Annotated in this window: 17 protein-coding genes, 1 tRNA gene and 2 rRNA genes (1 of these 20 running past the window's edge); 10 read left to right on the top strand and 10 right to left on the bottom strand. The window is 60.0% G+C overall.

Going from position 1 to position 21,861, the window contains the following annotated elements:
* Positions 1-52: 52 nt before the first annotated feature.
* Entirely contained in the window at positions 53-433 is a 381-nt protein-coding gene (locus tag QA648_RS17395; RefSeq protein WP_283048303.1) for a TIGR02300 family protein, read from the bottom strand.
* A gap of 273 nt (positions 434-706) precedes the next feature.
* On the opposite strand from QA648_RS17395, the gene aroA reads away from it, so the two are divergent.
* The 4 genes from aroA to rpsA all read left to right on the top strand — a co-directional run bounded on the left by aroA (position 707) and on the right by rpsA (position 5,371).
* Positions 707-2,062, top strand: a complete 1,356-nt coding sequence (gene aroA / locus QA648_RS17390) for a 3-phosphoshikimate 1-carboxyvinyltransferase (RefSeq protein WP_283048302.1) — start codon at positions 707-709, stop codon at positions 2,060-2,062.
* A 125-nt stretch (positions 2,063-2,187) separates the two neighbouring features.
* Entirely contained in the window at positions 2,188-2,823 is a 636-nt protein-coding gene (locus QA648_RS17385; protein ID WP_283051394.1) for an FMN-binding negative transcriptional regulator, read from the top strand.
* Between the two features lie 31 nt (positions 2,824-2,854).
* Positions 2,855-3,487: a (d)CMP kinase gene (gene cmk / locus QA648_RS17380; RefSeq protein WP_283048301.1), complete on the top strand. Its 633-nt coding sequence runs from the start codon at positions 2,855-2,857 to the stop codon at positions 3,485-3,487.
* A 180-nt stretch (positions 3,488-3,667) separates the two neighbouring features.
* Positions 3,668-5,371, top strand: a complete 1,704-nt coding sequence (gene rpsA, locus QA648_RS17375; protein ID WP_104821501.1) for a 30S ribosomal protein S1 — start codon at positions 3,668-3,670, stop codon at positions 5,369-5,371.
* A 103-nt stretch (positions 5,372-5,474) separates the two neighbouring features.
* On the opposite strand, the gene QA648_RS17370 is transcribed toward rpsA, so the two are convergent.
* From QA648_RS17370 to QA648_RS17360, 3 genes are all read right to left on the bottom strand, one after another.
* Complete coding sequence (locus QA648_RS17370; RefSeq protein ID WP_283048299.1) at positions 5,475-7,187, bottom strand: hypothetical protein; 1,713 nt, start codon at positions 7,185-7,187, stop codon at positions 5,475-5,477.
* A gap of 251 nt (positions 7,188-7,438) precedes the next feature.
* Positions 7,439-8,065, bottom strand: a complete 627-nt coding sequence (locus QA648_RS17365; protein WP_283048297.1) for a ribonuclease D — start codon at positions 8,063-8,065, stop codon at positions 7,439-7,441.
* 123 nt (positions 8,066-8,188) lie between these two features.
* Entirely contained in the window at positions 8,189-8,962 is a 774-nt protein-coding gene (locus QA648_RS17360; RefSeq protein WP_283048295.1) for a metallophosphoesterase, read from the bottom strand.
* 282 nt (positions 8,963-9,244) lie between these two features.
* Between QA648_RS17360 and copD the strand changes: the two genes are divergently transcribed.
* A complete protein-coding gene (copD, locus tag QA648_RS17355; RefSeq protein ID WP_283048293.1) occupies positions 9,245-10,132 on the top strand; it encodes a copper homeostasis membrane protein CopD in 888 nt (295 codons plus the stop codon).
* Positions 10,133-10,135: 3 nt separating this feature from the next.
* Here the strand turns inward: copD and QA648_RS17350 are convergent, their stop codons facing one another.
* Positions 10,136-10,906, bottom strand: a complete 771-nt coding sequence (locus tag QA648_RS17350) for a TIM barrel protein (RefSeq protein ID WP_283048291.1) — start codon at positions 10,904-10,906, stop codon at positions 10,136-10,138.
* A gap of 69 nt (positions 10,907-10,975) precedes the next feature.
* The gene (locus QA648_RS17345) at positions 10,976-11,920 is read right to left on the bottom strand and encodes a helix-turn-helix domain-containing protein (RefSeq protein ID WP_104821495.1); all 945 of its coding nucleotides are present in this window, start codon (positions 11,918-11,920) and stop codon (positions 10,976-10,978) included.
* Between the two features lie 86 nt (positions 11,921-12,006).
* Here QA648_RS17345 and QA648_RS17340 point away from each other — a divergent pair, with 86 nt between their 5' ends.
* The 5 genes from QA648_RS17340 (at position 12,007) to QA648_RS17320 (ending at position 18,251) form a co-directional block, all read left to right on the top strand.
* On the top strand, positions 12,007-13,281 hold the full coding sequence (locus tag QA648_RS17340) for a sugar ABC transporter substrate-binding protein (RefSeq protein ID WP_104821494.1): 1,275 nt from the start codon (positions 12,007-12,009) through the stop codon (positions 13,279-13,281).
* 112 nt (positions 13,282-13,393) lie between these two features.
* Entirely contained in the window at positions 13,394-14,254 is an 861-nt protein-coding gene (locus QA648_RS17335; protein ID WP_104821493.1) for a sugar ABC transporter permease, read from the top strand.
* Positions 14,251-15,087, top strand: a complete 837-nt coding sequence (locus QA648_RS17330) for a carbohydrate ABC transporter permease (protein ID WP_104821492.1) — start codon at positions 14,251-14,253, stop codon at positions 15,085-15,087. Before QA648_RS17335 ends, QA648_RS17330 begins: the two co-directional genes overlap by 4 nt.
* Before the next feature lie 15 nt (positions 15,088-15,102).
* The gene (gene ugpC, locus QA648_RS17325) at positions 15,103-16,191 is read left to right on the top strand and encodes a sn-glycerol-3-phosphate ABC transporter ATP-binding protein UgpC (RefSeq protein WP_283048288.1); all 1,089 of its coding nucleotides are present in this window, start codon (positions 15,103-15,105) and stop codon (positions 16,189-16,191) included.
* A gap of 56 nt (positions 16,192-16,247) precedes the next feature.
* Entirely contained in the window at positions 16,248-18,251 is a 2,004-nt protein-coding gene (locus QA648_RS17320; protein WP_283048286.1) for an aldo/keto reductase, read from the top strand.
* Positions 18,252-18,400: 149 nt separating this feature from the next.
* Here QA648_RS17320 and QA648_RS17315 read toward each other — a convergent pair whose 3' ends face one another.
* The 4 genes from QA648_RS17315 to QA648_RS17300 all read right to left on the bottom strand — a co-directional run.
* The gene (locus tag QA648_RS17315; RefSeq protein ID WP_283048284.1) at positions 18,401-18,934 is read right to left on the bottom strand and encodes a methylated-DNA--[protein]-cysteine S-methyltransferase; all 534 of its coding nucleotides are present in this window, start codon (positions 18,932-18,934) and stop codon (positions 18,401-18,403) included.
* Positions 18,935-19,205: 271 nt separating this feature from the next.
* Positions 19,206-19,282 (bottom strand) — tRNA-Met (locus QA648_RS17310).
* A gap of 290 nt (positions 19,283-19,572) precedes the next feature.
* Positions 19,573-19,687, bottom strand: a 5S ribosomal RNA gene (gene rrf, locus QA648_RS17305).
* A gap of 118 nt (positions 19,688-19,805) precedes the next feature.
* A 23S ribosomal RNA gene (locus tag QA648_RS17300) occupies positions 19,806-21,861 on the bottom strand; it runs 837 nt beyond the window's last position.

Genomic DNA, 21,861 nt, shown 5'->3' with positions numbered 1-21,861 from the left:
AAATTTTCGGCCCGGAAAACTTTTCTTGTTCACCGGGCCGATTGTTCAGAGATCAAACGTCGTCGTCGTCGCCGGTAACGCCGATGATGTCGCTCATATCGTCATCATCTTCGTCTTCGTCGGCTTCGAGGAAGGTATCGTCGTCATCGTCACCGATTTCGACATCGTCATCGCCCATATCCGGAATATCGTCGCCGGTTGCCGCTTCGTCGGCGTCTTCGAGCGACACCAGTTCGACTTCGGTGTTTTCGGTATCGACTTCAGCCACTTCGTCTTCTTCCGGAACTTCCTTCGAAGCGGAGGTTTCCTCAAAGAAGGACAAGGGCCAGGACTTGCCGGTATAGGGCGAGACGACCGGGTCCCGGTTCAGGTCATAGAACTTCTTGCCGGTATCTGGATCGGTACGTTTTGTTCCAAGTTCCGCTTTCGCCACTGTCAAAGCCTCATGAATGGCCGAATAAAGATTCGGCAATGCCGGGGAAGCCGGCGTTTTAAGGGAAATTATCAGCCGGTCCCCTTAATCGTTGCGGCTCTCTCTGTCAAAGCTAAACTTTATATACGCCGAGACGGGTTTTCCCGGCATTCCGGGATGACCCGGCAACGGGTCTATGGTAACGAGCCGGCGTGAACCGCAGGTCAGTTGGCGCAACAGGAGCTAAGCCAGCGATAATGCGGCGTAAATAACGGCATCGCAAAGGAATTGCCCATGCCGCACGACATTCATCCGCGGCCCGCGACAGCGCGTCGCTCGACCAATCTTTCCGGCACCATCCGCGTTCCCGGCGACAAATCCATTTCGCATCGCGCCCTCATGTTCGGCGGCCTGGCCGCCGGCGAAACCCGCATCACCGGCCTGCTCGAAGGCGAGGATGTGCTCAATACGTGCAAGGCCATGCAGGCCATGGGCGCTGCGATCGAAAAGGTCGGGGCCGAATGGATCATCAAGGGCGTCGGCAACGGCGCACTGCTCGCCCCGCAAGCGCCGCTCGATTTCGGCAATGCCGGCACCGGCAGCCGCCTGACCATGGGCCTTGTCGGCGTCTATGACTTCGAGACCACCTTCATCGGCGACGCCTCGCTTTCCAAGCGGCCGATGGGCCGCATCCTCGATCCGCTGAGGCGGATGGGCGTGCAGGTCCAGTCCAGCGAAGGCGACCGGCTGCCGGTGACGCTGCATGGGCCGGAGACGGCCAGCCCGATCACCTATCGCGTGCCGATGGCCTCGGCGCAGGTCAAATCCGCCGTGCTGCTCGCCGGCCTCAATGCGCCTGGCATCACCACCGTCATCGAGCCGGTCATGACCCGCGACCATACGGAAAAGATGCTGGCCGGCTTCGGCGCCGAGCTTTCGGTCGAGACCGATCAGGACGGCGTGCGCACCATCCGCCTTCAGGGCCAGGGCAAGCTTTCCGGCCAGATCATCGACGTTCCCGGCGACCCCTCCTCGACGGCCTTTCCGCTGGTCGCGGCGCTGATCGTCCCCGGCTCTGATATCACCATCCGCAACGTACTGATGAACCCGACCCGCACCGGGCTGATCCTGACGCTGCAGGAGATGGGCGCCAACATCGAGGTTCTCGACAGGCGCCTTGCCGGCGGCGAGGATGTCGCTGATCTGCGCGTGCGCTCCTCGGCGCTCAAGGGCGTCACCGTCCCGGCCGAGCGGGCGCCGGCGATGATCGACGAATATCCAGTGCTCGCCGTCGCCGCCGCGTTCGCCGAGGGGACGACGGTCATGCTCGGGCTGGAAGAGTTGCGGGTCAAGGAATCCGACCGGCTTTCGGCTGTCGCTGAAGGGCTGATGCTCAATGGAGTCGATTGCACCGAAGGCCCGGATTCGCTGACCGTTCGGGGAAGGCCGGATGGAAAAGGTCTCGGCCATGCTGACGGCGGCGAGGTCGGGACCCATCTCGACCATCGCATTGCCATGAGCTTTCTCGTGATGGGACTTGCCTCGGAGCACCCGGTCAGGGTCGATGATTCCACCATGATCGCTACCAGCTTCCCGGAGTTTTTTGACCTCATGACAAGATTGGGTGCGACGATCGAGGTCGAGGGCTGATAAAATCGTGCTGGCCTGCGGGTGAAAGCGCCCGCAGGCGCAACGCAACCCCAAATCGGAAGCAGCCGATGGCCATTCGGGGCCGCCGGCATGATGCGCCCGACAGTATCAGATGGTTCCGCACCATGTATCAACCGCCCCATCATCGCGAAGACGATCTCGGCACGCAGCACGCGCTAATCCGCGCGCATCCGCTGGGACTGCTGATTACCGCCGGTAATGGTGGGCTGATCGCCAATCCTGTGCCGTTCCATCTCAGGACTGGCCTTTCGTCCAAGGGCACGTTGCAGGCGCATATCGCCAGGGCAAACGGCCAATGGCGGGAAATCCAGGCGGGAGCGCCGCTCCTCGTCGTTTTCCAGGGCGCCGAAAGCTACATCACGCCGTCCTGGTATGCGACCAAGCAGGAGACCGGCAAGGTTGTGCCGACTTGGAACTACGCGGTCGTGCAGGTGCGCGGCAATGCGCGCGTCATCGAAGATCCCGCCTGGCTGCGCGAGCAGATCGGCATGCTGACCGGCGAGAATGAGAGCGGCCGTCCGCAGCCCTGGACGGTCGACGATGCGCCGGCGGAGTTCATCAGCGCCCAGTTGAAGGGCATTATCGGCATCGAGATCGACATCGATACGATTGACGGCAAGTGGAAGGTCAGCCAGAACCGTCCCGCTGCCGACCGTCAGGGCGTGGCCCAAGGCCTCGACGCAATCGACCGTACCAATGCGGCCGAAATGGCCGATCTGGTGCGGCAATACGGCAAATAACAACAAGACCGAAGGCAAGGATATAAAAAGAATGATCATCGCCATCGACGGACCCGCTGCGGCAGGCAAGGGAACCTTGTCGCGCCGGATCGCCGAGGAATATGGTTTTCACCATCTCGATACCGGCCTGACCTATCGGGCGACCGCCAAAGCGCTGCTGGATGCCGGATTGCCGCTCGACGACGAGGCGGTGGCAGAGACGATGGCGCGCGAGATCGATCTTGCCGGGCTCGACCGCGCGGTCCTGTCGCAGCATGAGATCGGCGAGGCGGCATCGAAGATTGCCGTCATGCCGGCGGTGCGCCGCGCGCTGGTCGAGGCGCAGCGGGCTTTTTCGCGCAAAGAACCGGGCACGGTTCTGGATGGGCGCGACATCGGCACCGTCGTCTGCCCCGATGCGCCGGTGAAAATCTATGTCACGGCCTCGGCCGAAGTCAGGGCGAAACGACGTTACGACGAAATCGTCAATGCCGGCGGCAGCGCCGATTATGCGGCGATTTTCGAGGACGTGAAACGGCGCGACGAGCGGGACATGGGCCGCGCCGACAGCCCTTTGCGGCCGGCGGAAGACGCGCACTTGCTTGATACCTCGGAAATGAGTATAGAAGCGGCGTTTCAGGCGGCAAAATCGATCATCGACGCCGGTCTGAGCCGAAATGCCTAAAAATGCGAGCGGCTTTCGCGTGCTTTGCGCACGAAATCGCTTATTTTAGAAAGCCTGACATTCCGTCCAAGCGCCGGATAGCCTTCCCCAAGGGTAGGCGGACGGATCCAGGCCTGTTCAACACGAACCACCGGCGCATCAGTGTCCCGAATGCACAATAAGGACACGCCAGGAGATTTTATGTCTGTAACTTCCCCCTCTCGCGAAGATTTCGCAGCCCTTCTCGAAGAGTCCTTTGCCAAGAACGATCTGGCTGAAGGCTATGTCACCAAGGGTATCATCACCGGCATCGAAAAGGATGTCGCCGTTGTCGACGTCGGCCTCAAGGTCGAAGGCCGCATCGCGCTGAAGGAATTCGGTGCACGCGCCAAGGACGGCACGCTCAAGGTTGGCGATGAAGTCGAAGTCTATGTCGAGCGCATCGAAAACGCGCTTGGCGAAGCTGTTCTGTCGCGCGAAAAAGCTCGCCGCGAAGAAAGCTGGATCAAGCTCGAAGCCAAGTTCGAAGCTGGCGAGCGCGTCGAAGGCGTCATCTTCAACCAGGTCAAGGGCGGCTTCACCGTCGACCTCGACGGCGCTATCGCCTTCCTGCCGCGTTCGCAGGTCGACATCCGTCCGATCCGCGACGTTACGCCCCTGATGCACAACCCGCAGCCCTTCGAAATCCTCAAGATGGACAAGCGCCGCGGCAACATCGTCGTTTCGCGTCGTACGGTTCTGGAAGAGTCCCGTGCCGAGCAGCGTTCTGAAATCGTTCAGAACCTCGAAGAAGGCCAGGTTGTTGACGGCGTCGTCAAGAACATCACCGATTACGGTGCGTTCGTTGACCTCGGCGGCATCGACGGCCTGCTGCACGTCACCGACATGGCATGGCGCCGTGTGAACCATCCGTCGGAAATCCTGTCCATCGGCCAGCAGGTCAAGGTACAGATCATCCGCATCAACCAGGAAACCCACCGCATCTCGCTCGGCATGAAGCAGCTCGAGAGCGATCCGTGGGATGGCATCCAGGCCAAGTATCCGGAAGGCAAGAAGATCTCCGGTACGGTTACGAACATCACCGACTACGGTGCGTTCGTCGAGCTGGAGCCGGGCATCGAAGGCCTGATCCACATCTCGGAAATGTCCTGGACCAAGAAGAACGTTCACCCCGGCAAGATCCTGTCCACGAGCCAGGAAGTCGAAGTCGTCGTTCTCGAAGTCGATCCGACCAAGCGTCGTATCTCGCTCGGCCTGAAGCAGACGCTGGAAAATCCGTGGGCAGCATTCGCCCGCAACCATCCGGCTGGCACCGAAGTCGAAGGCGAAGTCAAGAACAAGACCGAATTCGGCCTGTTCATCGGCCTCGACGGCGATGTGGACGGCATGGTGCACCTCTCCGACCTCGACTGGAACCGTCCGGGCGAGCAGGTCATCGAGGAGTACAACAAGGGTGATGTCGTCAAGGCCGTCGTTCTCGACGTCGATGTCGACAAGGAACGCATCTCGCTCGGCATCAAGCAGCTCGGCAAGGACAGCGTTGGCGAAGCCGCCGCTTCCGGCGAACTGCGCAAGAATGCAGTCGTTTCGGCTGAAGTCATCGCGATCAACGATGGCGGTATCGAAGTGAAGCTCGTCAACCACGACGACATCACCTCGTTCATCCGCCGCGCCGATCTGTCGCGTGACCGCGACGAGCAGCGTCCGGAGCGTTTCTCGGTCGGTCAGACCGTCGACGCCCGCGTCACCAACTTCTCCAAGAAGGACCGCAAGATCATGCTGTCCATCAAGGCTCTGGAAATCGCAGAAGAGAAGGAAGCAGTCGCTCAGTTCGGTTCGTCCGACTCGGGTGCTTCGCTCGGCGACATCCTGGGTGCGGCTCTGAAGAACCGCAACGCCGAATAATCTTCGGTCGAAGCCTCAGAGATAGAAACCCGCCGGAGCGATCCGGCGGGTTTTTTATTTGCTCACGATTCAAGAATTGGAGCGGCGCTCTGATGCCGTCCGCTTATTCCCATTCCACCATGCGTTGATAGAAATCGAAGGCGTGATCATGCAGGGAATCCCTCAGTCCGGGTGCGGGCAGTGCGAGCGGTTTGGGCGCAACGACGCTATCTTGTGAGGACGCTGCTTCGGCATCGGCATCGTCGGATGCTTCCGCAGGCGGCTCATGCATTTCCTCGGGCTGGGATTCGTCTTCACCTTCGTCCTGTGGCGCTTCTCCGCCCTGCCCCTGTTCGGCCTCCTCGTCATCGGCGGGATCGACACGATTGACCTTCTCCAGATCCTCGTCGTCAATGGGGAGATCCACCGGCAAATATTGTGCGATGGCAAAGGGAATGCCTTGCGGCAGCGGGGCCGGTGTTCCCATCTGCGCCGCAGCATCGGACATGACCGGGGCGGGCGCCACCAGCGGGCCGCTCAAGGATTTACCGAGAAGTGCGGCTGGCGCATTCGGCATCTCATCGAGAGAGGTCGCGTTCTGGCTTGCCATGGCGGCGGCAAGATTCCGGGTGCCCTCATTGCCGGCCGTCTGCGGCAGCGACGGCACGTCCTTTTGATCGGCGGCATTGGCGGCAAGCGCCTGGGCGATGACACTTTCTGCCGAGGTCGAATCATCCTGGATGATCTGCAGCAGTTCCGGGCCGGCGACGTCGATGGCGCGGCCTATGACCACCTGCAGCCCTTCCTTGATATCGGCCCTGATCTGCTGGATATCCCGGGGCACAGGCGGCGGCGTGATCGGCGATCTGATCAGGGCGATTTCCGTTGGGAGATGTTCCTCGGCCGATGCGGCCAGCAATGCCACTGCGGCGGACGATATGTTGGCCTCGGCGGGGATGGCATTTTGCGGATGAACGATCTCGCCGAGGCCAGCATCAACGACGAGCGCACTTGCGGCTGGCGGAATCGGGGCGGATTGCTGGTTCGGAATGGCCTGCGGAGACGAGATCGTTTCGAGGTCAGGCGATATTTCCGGGCCCAAAATCGCCGCAGCAAAGAGAACTGCCTGGCTCCGCACAGCCGCAGCCGGCATTTCCTCAGGAACCTGCGCGGCAGTTGCGGAGAGGGCAGCCGTCGCGGCCGCGGATGCAGGCGCTGCGGCCTTGTCCGACGAAGCCGGCGAGGCTGCCGATGTCGCCATAGAAGCGGCGTCTGTAGTCTTCAGCACCGTCTGTGCCGGGACCGGGGTCTGCGGCTTGGCCGTCTCCGTTTCACCCGCGTTCTGACCATAGGAATTGACGACGGCCTTGAGGACCGCGTCGGGCTCCTGTGTCAGCGCCGCTTCCAGGCTAATGGCGATTTGCACCGCTTCCGGCCCATCCGGATTGGTCAAGGCCTCGGCAAGGACAGGCAGGGAGATCGGCATTTCTGTCTGCGTGTCCAGGAGTTGCTGGGCAACGGCAAGCTGTTGGGGCGGCAGGCTGCGGATCGTATCCGCCAGCCGCTGCGCCAAAGCGGCATTGTTCTCATCCGGCTCGCGCGAAACATTCAGCGCAACGCTGGCAGCATCGATGGCGGAGAGCAGGCTGTCGAACATCCGCTCGCGCGCCGCCACCAGCAGCATGTTCAGCTTGCCCTCGACGCTGGCGTTCACCGTGCTCGACAGTACGGCAAGCGGCGTCGCGGCGGTTTGGACGCCAGACGTTTCCGGGGTGGCAACCACTGGTTTTTCAAGGGCTGTACCCAAAGCAGACACGGCACTCACGGGGGACAACATGTGATGCTCCTTTGTCTGGCAAGACGACGACGGAAGCAGAAGGCAGGTTCAATCAGGGTCCGCTCATGCGGCCGCTAGCGATTCGAAGGCCGGTTGACCGGCTGATTGACGCGGGAAAACGTCGGTCGAATGCCTGAAATCAGGGATAGAATAGCAGGACGTCTCTTAACAGATTGCTAACCATAACGATAAAAGCCGATGCAACGTCAGCGGCACCGGCTTTCCCGTTTCATCACTTTTAGCGCAGCCGGTCAGCTATGCGCGAAGATATCGGTCTCTTCCCAGCCGAGGAGGTCCAGCTTCGCCCGGGTCGGCAGGAAGGTGAAGCAGGCATTGGCATGCTCGATGCGACCGTCGCGCACAAGGCGTTCCGTCAGCTTGTCGCGCAGCCCATGCAGGTAAAGCACATCAGAGGCGGCATATTCGAGCTGCGCCGGCGAGAGCGTCTCAGCCGCCCAGTCGGAAGACTGCTGCGCCTTGGAAATATCGACCTCCAGCATCTCCTTGAGATTGTCCTTGAGGCCATGGCGGTCCGTATAGGTGCGGCAGAGGCGCGAGGCGATCTTGGTGCAGAAAACCGGCGTGGTGGTGACACCGAACGTGTGGAACAGCACGGCGATATCGAAGCGGCCGTAGTGAAAGATCTTCTCGCGCGCGGGATCGGCCAGCATGGCGACGAGGTTCGGCGCCTCTTTCTGGCCGGAGGCGATGCGGATCACATCAGCGGTGCCGTCACCCGGCGAAAGCTGCACCACGCAGAGCCGGTCGCGGCGCGGAATAAGGCCGAGCGTTTCGGTATCGATCGCTATGGCGCCGGTGTAGCGGGCGGCATCGGCCGCGGAAATATCGCCTTCGTGATAACGGATGGTGGCGGCCATGAAGCTCTCCTGGCTCTTATCGTCTCAATTCTTTTTTCGTCCTGTTCTATAGAACAGACAAGGAGATAACGATACTGCGCAGGCTTAAAATGTCGGCGGCGTGGTGGCTTCTGAAAGAAGGCATCAAGTCGACGTGATGTGGATGCGGCCTTGCCACAAACGAGCCGCCGTCAGCCTCCCGGAACGGAAGGCGCCGGTGTCAATATTGAGCCGGAGCCCATGCGCTTCGGCTTGTCTCACCGGCGTATGGCCATGAATGATCAGTTTCGGCAGCGGCTGCGCGCTGTCGTAAAAGCGCGAGCGGATGAAAACGAGGTCATCATCCTCCTGCGCCGAAATCGGCCGTTCCGGATCGATACCGGCATGAACGAACAGCACCTGCGGCGTATCCAGCAGGATCGGCAGCCCGCGGAGAAAGTTGAGATGATCATCCGGCAGCCAGGTCCGGATGAAGGTGTCGAGTTTTTTCTGCTGGGGATATTGCCTCCGTAAAGCCTGGATATCCAAACCGTAGGAATTCAGCGTTGCCTCGCCGCCGAGCCCCACCCAGTCGTCCAGGGATATTTCACCGTCGGCATAGGCGAGCATGGCCAATTCATGATTGCCGGTAAGGCAGATCCGGTCGAAACCATTCGGCAGCGGCGCCATCAGCCGGCTGACAACCTGTGCCGAGGCCGGACCACGATCGATGAAATCACCGAGCATGATGATCAGTTTGGGGCCGGGCAGCGTGGCGGCATCGGCGAAAATCTTGCGTTCGAGCGCGCTCAGGAGGTGGTAGCAGCCATGGACGTCGCCGATCACATAGGTCGGCCTGTCAAGCCTATCGAGGCTTTCCCGACGCCGGCGCGGGCTGAAGCCGCGAGTCACTTTCTCGCGTATGATATTTGCCGCCATGGAACTCCCTCATCGAAATGTCGTCATCCCGAGCGCTCTAACCCTCCTAAGCAAAAATAATCGAAAAGCGACAATTCTTTGCCGAGTATGGGAATAAACGCTCCGGGCCGATGTCTATGTCGACGGAAGCCATCAATAAAGAATTACCTTGCGGCAAAGCGTCCCGAACATGGCCATTCCGCATGGTGAAAATTGACATAGCATGTCCACAACTCTATCGCGCTCGGTGACCCCAGAGCGTATTGATAGTCCCGTTTCCGAAACGCTGAGCGCCGTAAAACCTTGATCGATCCCAACACAGCGCTCGAGGCGTGCCGCTTCTTCCACGACGTATCCCTGATGCTTCTGTGGGGCGCCTCGGTCTTTCTCTGCCTTCTGGTGCCGAAAGCGCTGGCGGAGAAGGTCTGGCGCATGTTCGGCGTCGCGCCCTTCCTTGCGGCGCTGATCGCCGGGCTCACGGCCATCGCCTGGCTGCCGCTTGCAAGCGCCACCATCGGCAATGGCTGGAGCGATGCCCTCAATGCCGGCACGATCCGCGACGTCCTGCTCGATACGACGGTCGGACAAGCCTGGCTGGCCCAGGCCGCCGCTGCACTCATCCTCGTTCTTGCCTTTCTGCCGCCAGGGCAATGGCGTCGTCCGGGCGTAGCGCTGGGTTCTGGCCTCGGCCTTGCCGCCCTCATGCTCACCGGTCACGCCTCGATGCATGAAGGCTGGCTAAAGCTGGCCCATCGCGCCAATGACATGCTTCATGTGCTTGCCGGCGGCGGCTGGCTCGGCGCCTTGGTGCCGCTGGTTCCGATCCTCCGACTTTTGAAGACGCCCGAATGGCGGGCGGAGGCGCTGTCGGCGCTTCGGCGCTTCTCCACCGCCGGGCATGGCGCCGTGGCGCTGGTCATCGCCTCCGGCTTCATCAATACGATGCTGGTCCTCCAGCGCCTGCCGACCGACTGGTCATCTCCCTATCAGACGCTGCTTGCCGCCAAGATCGCGCTTGTCGCGTGCATGAGCCTGCTGGCGATCGTCAATCGCTACATTCTCGTGCCCAGGATACGACGCGATCGGGTTCGGTCTTTGAACGCCATCCGTCGCGGCAGCATTGCCGAGATCATCCTTGGTATCGCCGTCATCGCGCTGGTCGCCGTCTTCGGCGTATTGGAGCCCGTCTGAGCGTCAAGCCGACAGCGACCTCACCACCGCACGAACCGCCTCGGCATCCTCCGTCCTCGGCCTGTATTCGAGACCGATCCTGCCGCTATAGCCGTGGGCAAACAGCCAATTCAGGCGATTGAGCAGATCGATCCCGCCGGTGCCGGGATCGTTGCGGCCCGGATGATCGGCGACATGGACATGCACGATGCGATCGGCCCGCTCGCCGACGACCTCTTCCGTTCGCTCGCCCATGACAGCCGAATGGTAGATATCGTAGACGATACCGATTTCCGGCCGTCCCACCTCATCGATAATATCCAGGCCCTCTGTGGTAGAGGACAAATAGTAGCCGACATGATTGATCCTGGTGTTCAGCGGTTCGAGGCCGAGGCGTACGCCAGAGCCGCTCAGGATATCGGCGCCGGCGCTCAAGGCGGAGATCAAGGCATCCCGTTGTTCGGCGCGTGTAAATTCCGGCAAATCATCCCCCGCCTGCGCGATCAAAACCGGGACACCCAGGCCCTGCGCGACGCTGACAGACATCTCCAATCCCTCCAGCCAGGCCTCCTTGTTCGCCGGATTCGTCAGCGCGATCATCGGCTCGGCGACCATGCCCGACACGGCGATTCCAGTCTCGGCGACCACGGATGCGATCGCGTCGAGGTCCTTGTCCGTCCAGCGCCAGAACTCGACCGCACTCAATCCCGCCCGATGCGCCAGCCGGATACGATCGGCAAAATCATCGCCCTCGCGGGCAAACAACCATTCGATACATGCCGAAAACTGCCGCATGAAAATCTTCCTCCAAAGACTACGCCCAAGGACTGCGCCCTATCGGCAGCGACGGCAAGAGGCCGGTGGCTAGAATTGCGAGGCGGACCGGCGCAGAGCAGGCTGGGCGCCTTCGACGCTCATTGCCGTCACCATGCGCATGTCCCTACGGAAATCCGAAGGCGACATGCCGGCAATGTGGCGGAAGGATTTGTTGAAGGCGCTGATCGAGCCGAAGCCGCTGTCCATCGCCACCTGCAGCACATTGGCGCCGTCGCGCATCAGCATCGCCTGGGCGCGCGACAGGCGCAGCAGGTTGACATATTTGCTGAGCGTCATGCCGGTGCATTTCTTGAAAAGGTTCATCGCATATTTCGGATGCAGATCCGCCGCCTTGGCGATATCCACAGTATCGATATCGTGCAGGAAATTGCCGGCAATGAAATCGCACATCCGCGCCAGGCTGCGCGACGATTGCGGGTGGACCTGTTCGTTCGACTGATGCTCGCGCTTTTCCGGCAGCATGCGATAAGGCTCGAAGGCGATGCGCTCCAGGCGCAGCAGAAGTTCGGCGACCGCGTGCTCGGCCTTGGCCGGATCGCCGGAGCGGACATAGCGATACCAGCGGGCAAAATTCTCGTTATCGGCGGCATCCGTCGCGGAGGTGACCAGCGTCTCTCCTCGCATCAACCGGCCGGAAATATCGAGCGGCAGGCGCATGCGGAAGAAATGCACCAGCGGCAAATGCGCGCCGGCATAGATCGAATCTTCCGAGGAATCATCCATCTGATGCGGCTGCCCGCCCCAGAACAGACAGATATCGCCGGCTCGAAGTTGAATTTCATGGTCGTTCATACGGTAGTGAACCGTGCCGCGTATAAGGTAATTCACCTCGACCTGCGCATGCCAATGCGGCATCGCCATCAGGGGTGGATGGGTATGAAACATTTGCAGAGTCGTCGGCAGCCCCTCGATGCTGCTTGCACCCGGCTGATAAACCGCTCGATGACCCACCTTACTTTCCGCCAAGTCCATGTTCCTTTTTTAGGAGACAGAAGCGTACCGGGAGCTAGTTTAAGCGTGTTCGCTAGAGGACGGCAATTGAAAAGGGAGGATTTTCAATGCGTTTTAAACTCGCGGGAGCGACGGCACTTGCTGCCTTGCTCGCTTCCGGTTCTGCCTATGCAGCACAAACCACCATTACTGTCTGGAGCTGGAACATCGCCGCGTCGGCGCTGAAATCCACGGTCGAGGGGTTCAATAAGAAATATCCCGACATCAAGGTCGAAGTTCAGGACATCGGCAACCCGCAGGTCTTCGACAAGATGCTGGCCGCTTGTGCCGCCGGCGGCGACGGTCTGCCGGACGTCATGTCGATCGAAAATCACAAGGCTTCGATCTTCTGGAACCGCTTTCCGGACTGCCTGACCGATCTGACGAAGCTCGGCTACACGGACGCGCTCAAGAAGCAGTTTCCGGACTTCAAGCGTGCCGAACTGGAAGTCGGCGATGCCGCCTACGCTATGCCCTGGGATTCCGGCCCGGTCACCATGTTCTACCGCCGCGATTTCTATGAAAAGGCTGGCGTCGATCCGGCAACGATCAAGACCTGGGACGATTTCATTGCCGCCGGCAAGAAGATCTCCGCCGCCAATCCGGGCGTCATCATGACGCAGGCCGATCTCAACGGCGATACCGAATGGTTCCGCATGCTCGCCAACGAACAGGGCTGCGGCTATTTCTCGTATGACAGCCAGAGCATCACCGTCAACCAGCCGGCCTGTGTGAAAGCCCTGGACAAGGTGAAGGAGATCAAGGACGCGGGCTTGATGAGCGCCGCGAACTGGAACGAGAAAATTCAGGCGAACACTGCCGGCAAAGTGGCATCGCAGCTCTATGGCGGCTGGTATGAAGGCACCGTCCGCTCCACCTCGCCGGATCTCGCCGGCAAATGGGGCGTCTATCCGATGCCGAGCATGACGGCCGACGGCCAGCATGCGGCCAATCTCGGTGGCTCCTCGCTCGCAATTGCCAGCGGTTCCAAGAACAAGGAAGCCGCCTGGAAATTCCTCGAATACACGCTTGGCACCAACGAGGGCCAGGTTACCATGCTGAAGTCCTTCGGGCTCGTACCGTCGCTTCTGACGGCGGTTCAGGATCCCTTCGTCAACCAGCCGCAGCCCTATTGGGGTGGGCAGAAAGTCTGGGCCGATATCCTCGCCACCCTGCCGAAGATCCGCCCGAGCCCCGGCACCCAGTATTTCAGCGACGCGGATGAGGTCATAAAGGCCGTCCAGACGAAATACCTCGCCGGCGGCTATCCAAACGGCAAGGCCGCGCTTGACGATGCGGCCCAGCAGATCGCCTCGGCGACAGGTCTGCCGCTTGCGAAGTGAGTGACACTGCCGGGCGCGCATCCCAAGCCGCGCTCGGCATCCCCGCCGCCCTCAGGGCGGCGGGGATGCGACGTCACGCATCATTTCACTGCGCATAAAGGAGAAGGCTTTCATGCGGTTGCGAAACCGGAGCGCCTATGCGTTCCTTGCACCCTATCTTCTGGTGTTCGCCGCTTTCTGGGTCTGGCCGATCATCGATTCGTTCCTGATCTCGTTCCAGAACACCCGAGTTAATCCGTGGGCCTACAATCTGTCGTTCAACTGGGGGCGACTGTTCGGCGACCCGGCCTTCTACAACGCGCTTGAAAACACGCTGATCATCCTGATCGTCCAGGTACCTGTCATGATCACGCTCGCCACGGTCATGGCGGTGCTGCTGAATTCACCGCTGTTGAAGGCGCGTGGCATTTTTCGCTTTGCTTTCTTCGCACCCGTCGTCGTTGGAGAGGTGGCCTATGCCGCTGTCTTCCGCCTGATGTTCAACGTCGATTTCGGCATCGTCAACAAGCTGCTCGGCACGGTCGGCTTCGCACCGGTGTCGTGGTTTGCCGAATCGCATGCCGCAATGGTGCTCATCATCATCGCCGTCACCTGGCGCTGGGCGGGTTACAACGCCATCATCATCCTGTCCGGGCTACAATCGATCCCAGAGGATGTTTACGAGGCTGCGACCCTCGACCGCGTCAACCGCTTCCAGCAGTTCATCCATATCACCCTGCCCCTGCTGAAACCGATCATCCTGTTCTGCGTAGTCCTCTCCGTCATCGGCACCATGCAGCTCTTCACCGAACCATATCTGATCACCAACAGGGGTGGTCCCGGCGGCGGGACGGAGACGCTCGGCCTCCTGCTCTATCGCCAGGCCTTCCAGTCGACCAACTTCGGCTATGCCTCCGCGATCGCCTACACGATGGCAGCGCTTGCCGTGGTCATCTCTCTTCTCAATCTCTGGGTGGGGCGCGAACCGAAATGAAATCGAAGTCCAAATCCAATCTGATTAGGTCGATCGCGCTGCATGGCTTGCTGGTGCCGCTCGCCATCATCTGGCTGTTTCCGCTCTGGATGATGTTCGTCTTCTCGACCATGCCCGATTACGGCATCTTCAGCCCCGGCATCATCCTGACACCGTCGACGGGTTTCATGGACAACGTCCGGAACCTGCAGGCCGACACCAACTTCGTGGGCGCGATGACGATCTCCATCGTCGTTGCCGTCACCTATACCTTCCTGTCGGTGCTGCTGACCTCGATGGCCGGATGGGCGCTGGCCCGCTATCAGTTCGCCGGCCGCTCTGGCGTCATAGGCATCATCCTCGGCACGATCACACTGCCCTACTCCGTCGTCGTCATCCCGCAATTCATCATGGTGGCGCGCGATTTCGGGCTGGCCAATTCATGGGTCGCGCTGATCGTACCGCCGCTCTTCAATTCGCTCGGGGTGCTGTTCATGCGCCAGGCCTTCTCGATGATGCCGGGCGAACTCTTTGACGCCGCCCGCGTCGAGGGCGTCAAGGAATGGCAGATCTTCCTGCGCATCGCCCTGCCGCTCGCAAGGCCGACCATGGCGGCGCTCGCCATCATCCTGTTCCTGGCCTCGTGGAACAACTATCTCTGGCCGCTGCTCATCAATTCCCGGCCGGGAATGATGACGGCACCGGTGGCGCTCGGGACGCTGATCGGCCTCACCAGGGTATCCTGGGGCGGCATCATGGCGGGTGCCGTGATGCTGACGGCGCCGATCCTCATCGTCTTCGTTCTCCTGCAACGCCACTTCATCGCCGGCATCGCCGCCGGCGCAATCAAATAATTCCGGGAGATCCGTATGGCCGAACTGTCCCTTACCAATATCGTCAAACGCTACGGTACTCTTGAAATCATCCACGGCGCCAATCTCGACGTGAAGGACGGCGAATTCGTCGTCTTCGTCGGCCCATCCGGCTGCGGCAAGTCCACGCTGCTGCGCATGATCGCCGGTCTGGAAGACATCACCGGCGGCGAACTGAAGATCGGCGGCCGCGTCGTCAATGACATGGAGCCGGCCGATCGCGGCATCGCCATGGTGTTCCAGTCCTACGCGCTTTATCCGCACCTCACCGTCGAACAGAATCTCAGCTTCGGGCTGCGCATGAACGGCAATCCCAAGGCCGATACCGAACGCCGCGTCAAACAAGCAGCCGAGATCCTGAAGATCACCGAGTTGATGCACCGCCGGCCGAAGCAGCTCTCCGGCGGCCAGCGCCAGCGGGTCGCCATCGGCCGCGCCATCGTGCGCGAACCGCAAATCTTCCTGTTCGACGAGCCGCTCTCCAATCTTGACGCGGAGCTCCGCGTACAGATGCGCGTCGAAATCTCGCGCCTCCACAAGAAGCTCGGCACGACGATGATCTATGTGACGCACGACCAGACGGAAGCGATGACGCTGGCCGACAAGATCGTCGTGCTGCGCGGCGGCAATATCGAGCAGGTCGGCGCGCCGCTCGACCTCTACGACGATCCCGCCAACCAGTTCGTCGCCGGCTTCGTCGGATCGCCGAAGATGAACTTCCTGCCAGCCGAGATCGTTGACAAGCAGGATGGCCGCGTGACCGTGGCCCTGCAGAATCAGCGCGAAGTCCGTCTGACGCTGCCGATTACGACAGCTCAGGTTGAAACCGGCCAGGCGGTGACGCTCGGTGTGCGGCCTGAACATTTTCTCGAGGCCGGCCGCGGCGATATCGATGTGACCGTCGATGTCGACGTTGCCGAACATCTCGGCAATACCAGCTACATCTACGCCAATATTGCCGGCGGCGAGCAGATCGTCATCGAGCGGGAAGAATCCCGCAACGCCAACAACCGCGACACGCTGACCGTCGCGCTCTCCGCAGCCAAGACATTCTTGTTCGACGGCGCCGGCAATCGATTGCGATAGGCGCCCTTTTCCTACCACTCCCAAGACAGCCTGCAGATTTAGGAAAGGACCAATTCATGACTACTGAGACATCCATCCGCTGGGGCATTATCGGCCCCGGCAGGATCGCACAGACTTTTGCCGAAGGCGTCGCTCACTCCCGTAGCGGCAAACTGGTGGCCATCGCCAGCCGCAATCCCAACAAGCCGGGTCTCGGCGACAATTTTCCCGGTGCGCGCATCGTCAATGGCTACGAGGCGCTGCTGGCGGACCAGGAAATCGACGCCATTTATATTGCCACTCCCCATACCGGCCACGCCGAATGGGCCATCAAGGCGATTCGCGCCGGCAAGCACGTCCTCGTCGAAAAGCCGATTGCGCTGTCTGCCTATGATGCCGAGGCGATTTATTACGAAGCCAAGAAGGCTGGCGTCTTCGCCGGCGAAGCCTTCATGTACCGCGTGCATCCGCAAACGGCGAAGCTGATCGAGCTGGTCAAAAGCGGTGTGATCGGCGAGCTCCGCATCATCCGCTCCTCGTTCGGCTTCAACATGGGTACGGTCAAGCCCGAGCATCGGCTTTTTGCCAACGACACCGCCGGCGGCGGCATTCTGGATGTCGGCGGCTATCCGGTATCGATGGCGCGGCTGATTGCCGGTGCCGTTGACGGCAAGCCGTTCCTCGACCCGGAAAAGGTCTCAGGCGTTGCTCATCTCGGCCAGACCGGCGTCGACGAATGGGCCTCGGCGGTGCTGAAATTCCCGAACAACATCATCGCCGAAGTCTCCTGCTCGATCATGGCAAATCAGGACAATACGCTGCGTATCATCGGCTCGGACGGCCGCCTGGAAGTCAAGGATTTCTGGTTCGCCTCCGGGCATAAGGGTGGCATCGGCAAGATCGAGCTCATCAAGGGCGCGGAAACACAGATCGTCGAGGTCAAGGAAGATCGTTGGCTCTATTCCTTCGAAGTCGACGCCGCTGGCGACGCCATTCGCGTCGGTCAAACGGAATTCGCCTACCCGGGCATCAACTGGGCCGATTCGATCGGAAACCTACGTGTTCTCGACCAATGGCGTGCCTCCGTTGGCCTCGAATATGAGGTGGAGAAGGCGACGCGGCGGACGACGAACATCGTCGGCTCACCTGTCACCATGGGCAACAGCATTCCGAAACGCACCATCCCCGGCATTGCCAAGCCGGCTTCGATCGTCACGCTCGGCTTCGAATTCTTCCCGAATTTCGCAGCCGCCTCGCTGACGCTCGACGCCTTCTACGAAGCCGGCGGCAATGCCTTCGATACGGCCTATGTCTATGGCGCCGGCAAGACGGAAAGCATATTCGGCGACTGGCACACCAGCCGCAAGGTTCCGCGCGAGGAGATCGTGCTGATCGGCAAGGGGGCGCATTCGCCGCTCTGCTATCCGGACATGATCGCCAAGCAGCTCGACCAGTCGCTGAACCGCCTGAAGACCGATTATGTCGATATCTATTTCATGCACCGCGACAATCCGGCTATTCCGGTCGGCGAATTCGTCGATGCCATGGATGCCGAGGTCAAAGCTGGCCGCATCCGCGGCATCTTCGGCGGCTCCAACTGGACGCGTGCTCGTTTTGACGAGGCGATCGCCTATGCCGAAAGGAACGGCAAGGCGGCGCCAGCAGCTCTTTCCAACAATTTCTCGCTGGCGGAGATGCTGGATCCGATCTGGGCCGGGTGCATCGCCGCCTCCGACGACGAATGGAAGGCCTGGCTGAACGCCAAGCAAATCCCGAACTTCGCCTGGTCGAGCCAAGGCCGAGGCTTTTTCACCGATCGCGCCGGCCGTGACAAGCGCGACGACGAGGAGTTGGTACGCGTTTGGTATTCCGAGCGCAATTTCGGCCGCCGCGACCGGGCGGTCGAACTGGCGCAGAAGCTCGGCCGCAACCCGATCCATATCGCGCTTGCCTATGTCGTCGCCCAGCCCTTCCCGGTCATCCCACTGATCGGCCCGCGCACGATCGCCGAGCTGGAAGACAGCCTGTCGGCGCTCGACATCAAGCTGACGCCGGAACAGGTGAAGTGGCTTGAGGGCTGATGCGAGCCTAAGGCTGGCTTGATAAAAATCGAACCGGCTGTTTCGCATAGTGGCTGATGCCGAAAACAAAAACAGCCCGCTTGTCCACCAAGCGGGCTGTTTTGTCATTGCTACAAGGGGATCTCTTCTCAGACGAGCGCGTGTAACCGTCAGGCGGCGAAATTGAACGCCTTGGTCTTTGCGCCTTCAAACTCCAGAAGGTAGGTCTTCCGCTCCAGACCACCGGCAAATCCCCTGAGGTCTCCCGCCGATCCGATGACCCGATGGCACGGCGCGATGATGGAGATCGGGTTCCTGCCATTGGCGGCGCCCACCGCGCGTATCGCTTGACGAGCCCCGATCTGCTCGGCGATCTCAGCATAGGAGCGCGTTTCTCCGAAGGGGATGCTGAGCAGCGCCTGCCAGACCTTCTTTTGAAAAAAGGTGCCGGAGAAATCCAGCGGCAGATCAAAAACCTGCCGTTCCCCGGCAAAATATTCCCGCAACTGCCGCTCCGTTTCGATGAGGACGGGATGGTTCTCATCCTCTGCAACGATGTTCAGGCGGACGCGGTTCGGCCGGTCGATATCCCAAAGGATCGCCGCTAAGCCATCGCGACTCGCGACGAGCTTCAGCCCACCAACCGGCGAATTGACGATTTTATAGACACAGTCTTTCTGCGCAACTCGCACCGTCCTGGCCATGGCAATATCCTCTCACTGCGGCTCGGGTCGGAATCGGCAGAACGATAACGCGCCGCCTCTATCCCTCCGATCGCGGCGAATCCTCTTCGCCGCTGACAAGGGATACATATGACCCCAATTATCGGCCGCAGCCCACCCGAAAAGCACTTTTGCAGGGCACAGGTACAATATTTCCGAAGTTGGATGGGTCTTCAGGTCCGGCGGCGCCACGATCGCGTAGTGCAGCTTGAGTTTTAGCGGTAGGGCTAGCGGAATGTTGTTTGGGAAGGCTTGGTTGCGGGGGCAGGATTTGAACCTGCGGCCTTCAGGTTATGAGCCTGACGAGCTACCGGGCTGCTCCACCCCGCGTTACCAGCGTAAACCGCGTTGCGGTTTGTCCGCCCTGAGCGAACCGTTGGGGTTCGTCGGAGCTTGAGCAAGCCGGGTTGCGGCTTGCGTGATCCGGGCAAATCCGAAGGATTTGTCCCGTGTTCCCGTGGCACCTTATTTCGGAGCCGGGCGTATAACTGTATGCCTTTAGAAGCGACAAAGGCCGCTTTTGAGCGGCCTATTGTAACACGGCTTAGCCGTTTTTGTGTCGAGAAGATTTAAATCATCGGACAAACCCTGATGGGTTTGCTCGGCGTTGCGTTTTGCAGACCTGGCAGCGACCTACTCTCCCGCGTCTTGAGACGAAGTACCATGGGCGCAGGGGCGTTTCACGGCCGTGTTCGGAAAGGGAACGGGTGCAGCCACCCCGCCATAACCACCAGGTCAGCGAAGCGCAACGTTTGAGAAGCTGGTGAAGAGAGGATGGAGGCAATAGCCTTCATGTCTCTTGTCTTTTTTTGAACACGTCAGATGCATCGTGTGATGAACACAAGCAATGGGAACGATCAAGCCAATCGAGCTATTAGTACCGGTAAGCTTCATGCGTTGCCGCACTTCCACACCCGGCCTATCAACGTGGTCGTCTACCACGGCTCTGATAGGGAACACTCGTTTTCAGGTGGGTTTCCCGCTTAGATGCCTTCAGCGGTTATCCCTTCCATATATAGCTACCCTGCTATGCCCTTGGCAGGACAACAGGTCCACCAGAGATATGTCCATCCCGGTCCTCTCGTACTAGGGACAGATCCTGTCAATATTCCTACACCCACGGCAGATAGGGACCGAACTGTCTCACGACGTTCTGAACCCAGCTCACGTACCGCTTTAATTGGCGAACAGCCAAACCCTTGGGACCTGCTCCAGCCCCAGGATGCGATGAGCCGACATCGAGGTGCCAAACAACCCCGTCGATATGGACTCTTGGGGGTCATCAGCCTGTTATCCCCGGCGTACCTTTTATCCGTTGAGCGATGGCCCTTCCACGCGGGACCACCGGATCACTATGACCGACTTTCGTCTCTGCTCGACTTGTCAGTCTCGCAGTCAGGCGGGCTTATGCCATTGCACTCGACGACCGATTTCCGACCGGTCTGAGCCCACCATCGCGCGCCTCCGTTACTCTTTCGGAGGCGACCGCCCCAGTCAAACTACCCACCATACACTGTCCCGGATCCGGATGACGGACCGCGGTTAGACATCCATGACGATAAGGGTGGTATTTCAAGGATGGCTCCACAAGAACTGGCGTCCCTGCTTCAAAGCCTACCACCTATCCTACACATGCCGACACGAATGCCAGTGTAAAGCTATAGTAAAGGTGCACGGGGTCTTTCCGTCTGACCGCAGGAACCCCGCATCTTCACGGGGAATTCAATTTCACTGAGTCTATGTTGGAGACAGCGGGGAAGTCGTTACGCCATTCGTGCAGGTCGGAACTTACCCGACAAGGAATTTCGCTACCTTAGGACCGTTATAGTTACGGCCGCCGTTTACTGGGGCTTCGATTCAGAGCTTGCACCCCTCCTCTTAACCTTCCAGCACCGGGCAGGCGTCAGACCCTATACGTCGTCTTGCGACTTCGCAGAGCCCTGTGTTTTTGGTAAACAGTCGCTACCCCTGGTCTGTGCCACCCTCACATGCTTGCGCACATAAGGGTCACGCTTCTTCCGAAGTTACGCGTGCAATTTGCCGAGTTCCTTCAACATAGTTCTCTCAAGCGCCTTGGTATACTCTACCTGACCACCTGTGTCGGTTTCGGGTACGGTCTATACGGTGGAGCTATTTCCTGGAACCGCGTCCCTGCAAGATCAATCCAATAAGACCTTACAAGTTAAGCAATCCGTCACTACCACCAGGCCCACGAATATTAACGTGGTTCCCATCGACTACGCGTGTCCGCCTCGTCTTAGGGGCCGGCTAACCCTGCTCAGATTAACTTTAAGCAGGAACCCTTGGTCTTTCGGCGAGAGGGTCTCTCACCCTCTTTATCGTTACTCATGTCAACATTCGCACTTCCGATACCTCCAGGATGCCTCACGGCTGTCCCTTCACAGGCTTACGGAACGCTCCGCTACCACTCCTCAAAGAGGAATCCTCAGCTTCGGTGCATGGCTTTAGCCCCGTTACATTTTCGGCGCAAAGACCCTTGACTAGACCAGTGAGCTGTTACGCTTTCTTTAAATGATGGCTGCTTCTAAGCCAACATCCTGGTTGTTTTGGGATCCTCACATCCTTTCCCACTTAGCCATGACTTGGGGACCTTAGCTGGAGGTTAGGGTTGTTGCCCTTTTCACGACGGACGTTAGCACCCGCCGTGTGTCTGCCGAGTAGTACTTCCCGGTATTCGGAGTTTGGTTAGGATCAGTAAGACGGTGAGTCCCCATAGCCCATCCAGTGCTCTACCCCCGGGAGTATTCGCTCGACGCTCTACCTAAATAGATTTCGCGGAGAACCAGCTATTTCCGAGTTTGATTGGCCTTTCACCCCTAGCCACAAGTCATCCCAATCTATTGCAACAGATGCGGGTTCGGTCCTCCAGTTGGTGTTACCCAACCTTC

Source organism: Rhizobium sp. CB3171, from assembly GCF_029714265.1.
GTDB lineage: Bacteria > Pseudomonadota > Alphaproteobacteria > Rhizobiales > Rhizobiaceae > Rhizobium.
Note: the sequence above shows the minus strand (reverse complement) of the source record. Positions and strands in the feature narration are given on the sequence as shown.

Bases quoted from the DNA above. Each gene is read 5' to 3' on its own strand.
- QA648_RS17340 (WP_104821494.1), top strand. From the start codon at position 12,007: ATGCGTTTTAAACTCGCGGGAGCGACGGCACTTGCTGCCTTGCTCGCT.
- QA648_RS17385 (WP_283051394.1), top strand. From the start codon at position 2,188: ATGTATCAACCGCCCCATCATCGCGAAGACGATCTCGGCACGCAGCAC.
- QA648_RS17365 (WP_283048297.1), bottom strand. From the start codon at position 8,065: ATGGCCGCCACCATCCGTTATCACGAAGGCGATATTTCCGCGGCCGAT.
- rpsA (WP_104821501.1), top strand. From the start codon at position 3,668: ATGTCTGTAACTTCCCCCTCTCGCGAAGATTTCGCAGCCCTTCTCGAA.
- QA648_RS17370 (WP_283048299.1), bottom strand. From the start codon at position 7,187: ATGTTGTCCCCCGTGAGTGCCGTGTCTGCTTTGGGTACAGCCCTTGAA.
- cmk (WP_283048301.1), top strand. From the start codon at position 2,855: ATGATCATCGCCATCGACGGACCCGCTGCGGCAGGCAAGGGAACCTTG.
- QA648_RS17320 (WP_283048286.1), top strand. From the start codon at position 16,248: ATGACTACTGAGACATCCATCCGCTGGGGCATTATCGGCCCCGGCAGG.
- QA648_RS17360 (WP_283048295.1), bottom strand. From the start codon at position 8,962: ATGGCGGCAAATATCATACGCGAGAAAGTGACTCGCGGCTTCAGCCCG.
- QA648_RS17315 (WP_283048284.1), bottom strand. From the start codon at position 18,934: ATGGCCAGGACGGTGCGAGTTGCGCAGAAAGACTGTGTCTATAAAATC.
- QA648_RS17345 (WP_104821495.1), bottom strand. From the start codon at position 11,920: ATGGACTTGGCGGAAAGTAAGGTGGGTCATCGAGCGGTTTATCAGCCG.
- QA648_RS17350 (WP_283048291.1), bottom strand. From the start codon at position 10,906: ATGCGGCAGTTTTCGGCATGTATCGAATGGTTGTTTGCCCGCGAGGGC.
- ugpC (WP_283048288.1), top strand. From the start codon at position 15,103: ATGGCCGAACTGTCCCTTACCAATATCGTCAAACGCTACGGTACTCTT.
- QA648_RS17330 (WP_104821492.1), top strand. From the start codon at position 14,251: ATGAAATCGAAGTCCAAATCCAATCTGATTAGGTCGATCGCGCTGCAT.
- aroA (WP_283048302.1), top strand. From the start codon at position 707: ATGCCGCACGACATTCATCCGCGGCCCGCGACAGCGCGTCGCTCGACC.
- QA648_RS17335 (WP_104821493.1), top strand. From the start codon at position 13,394: ATGCGGTTGCGAAACCGGAGCGCCTATGCGTTCCTTGCACCCTATCTT.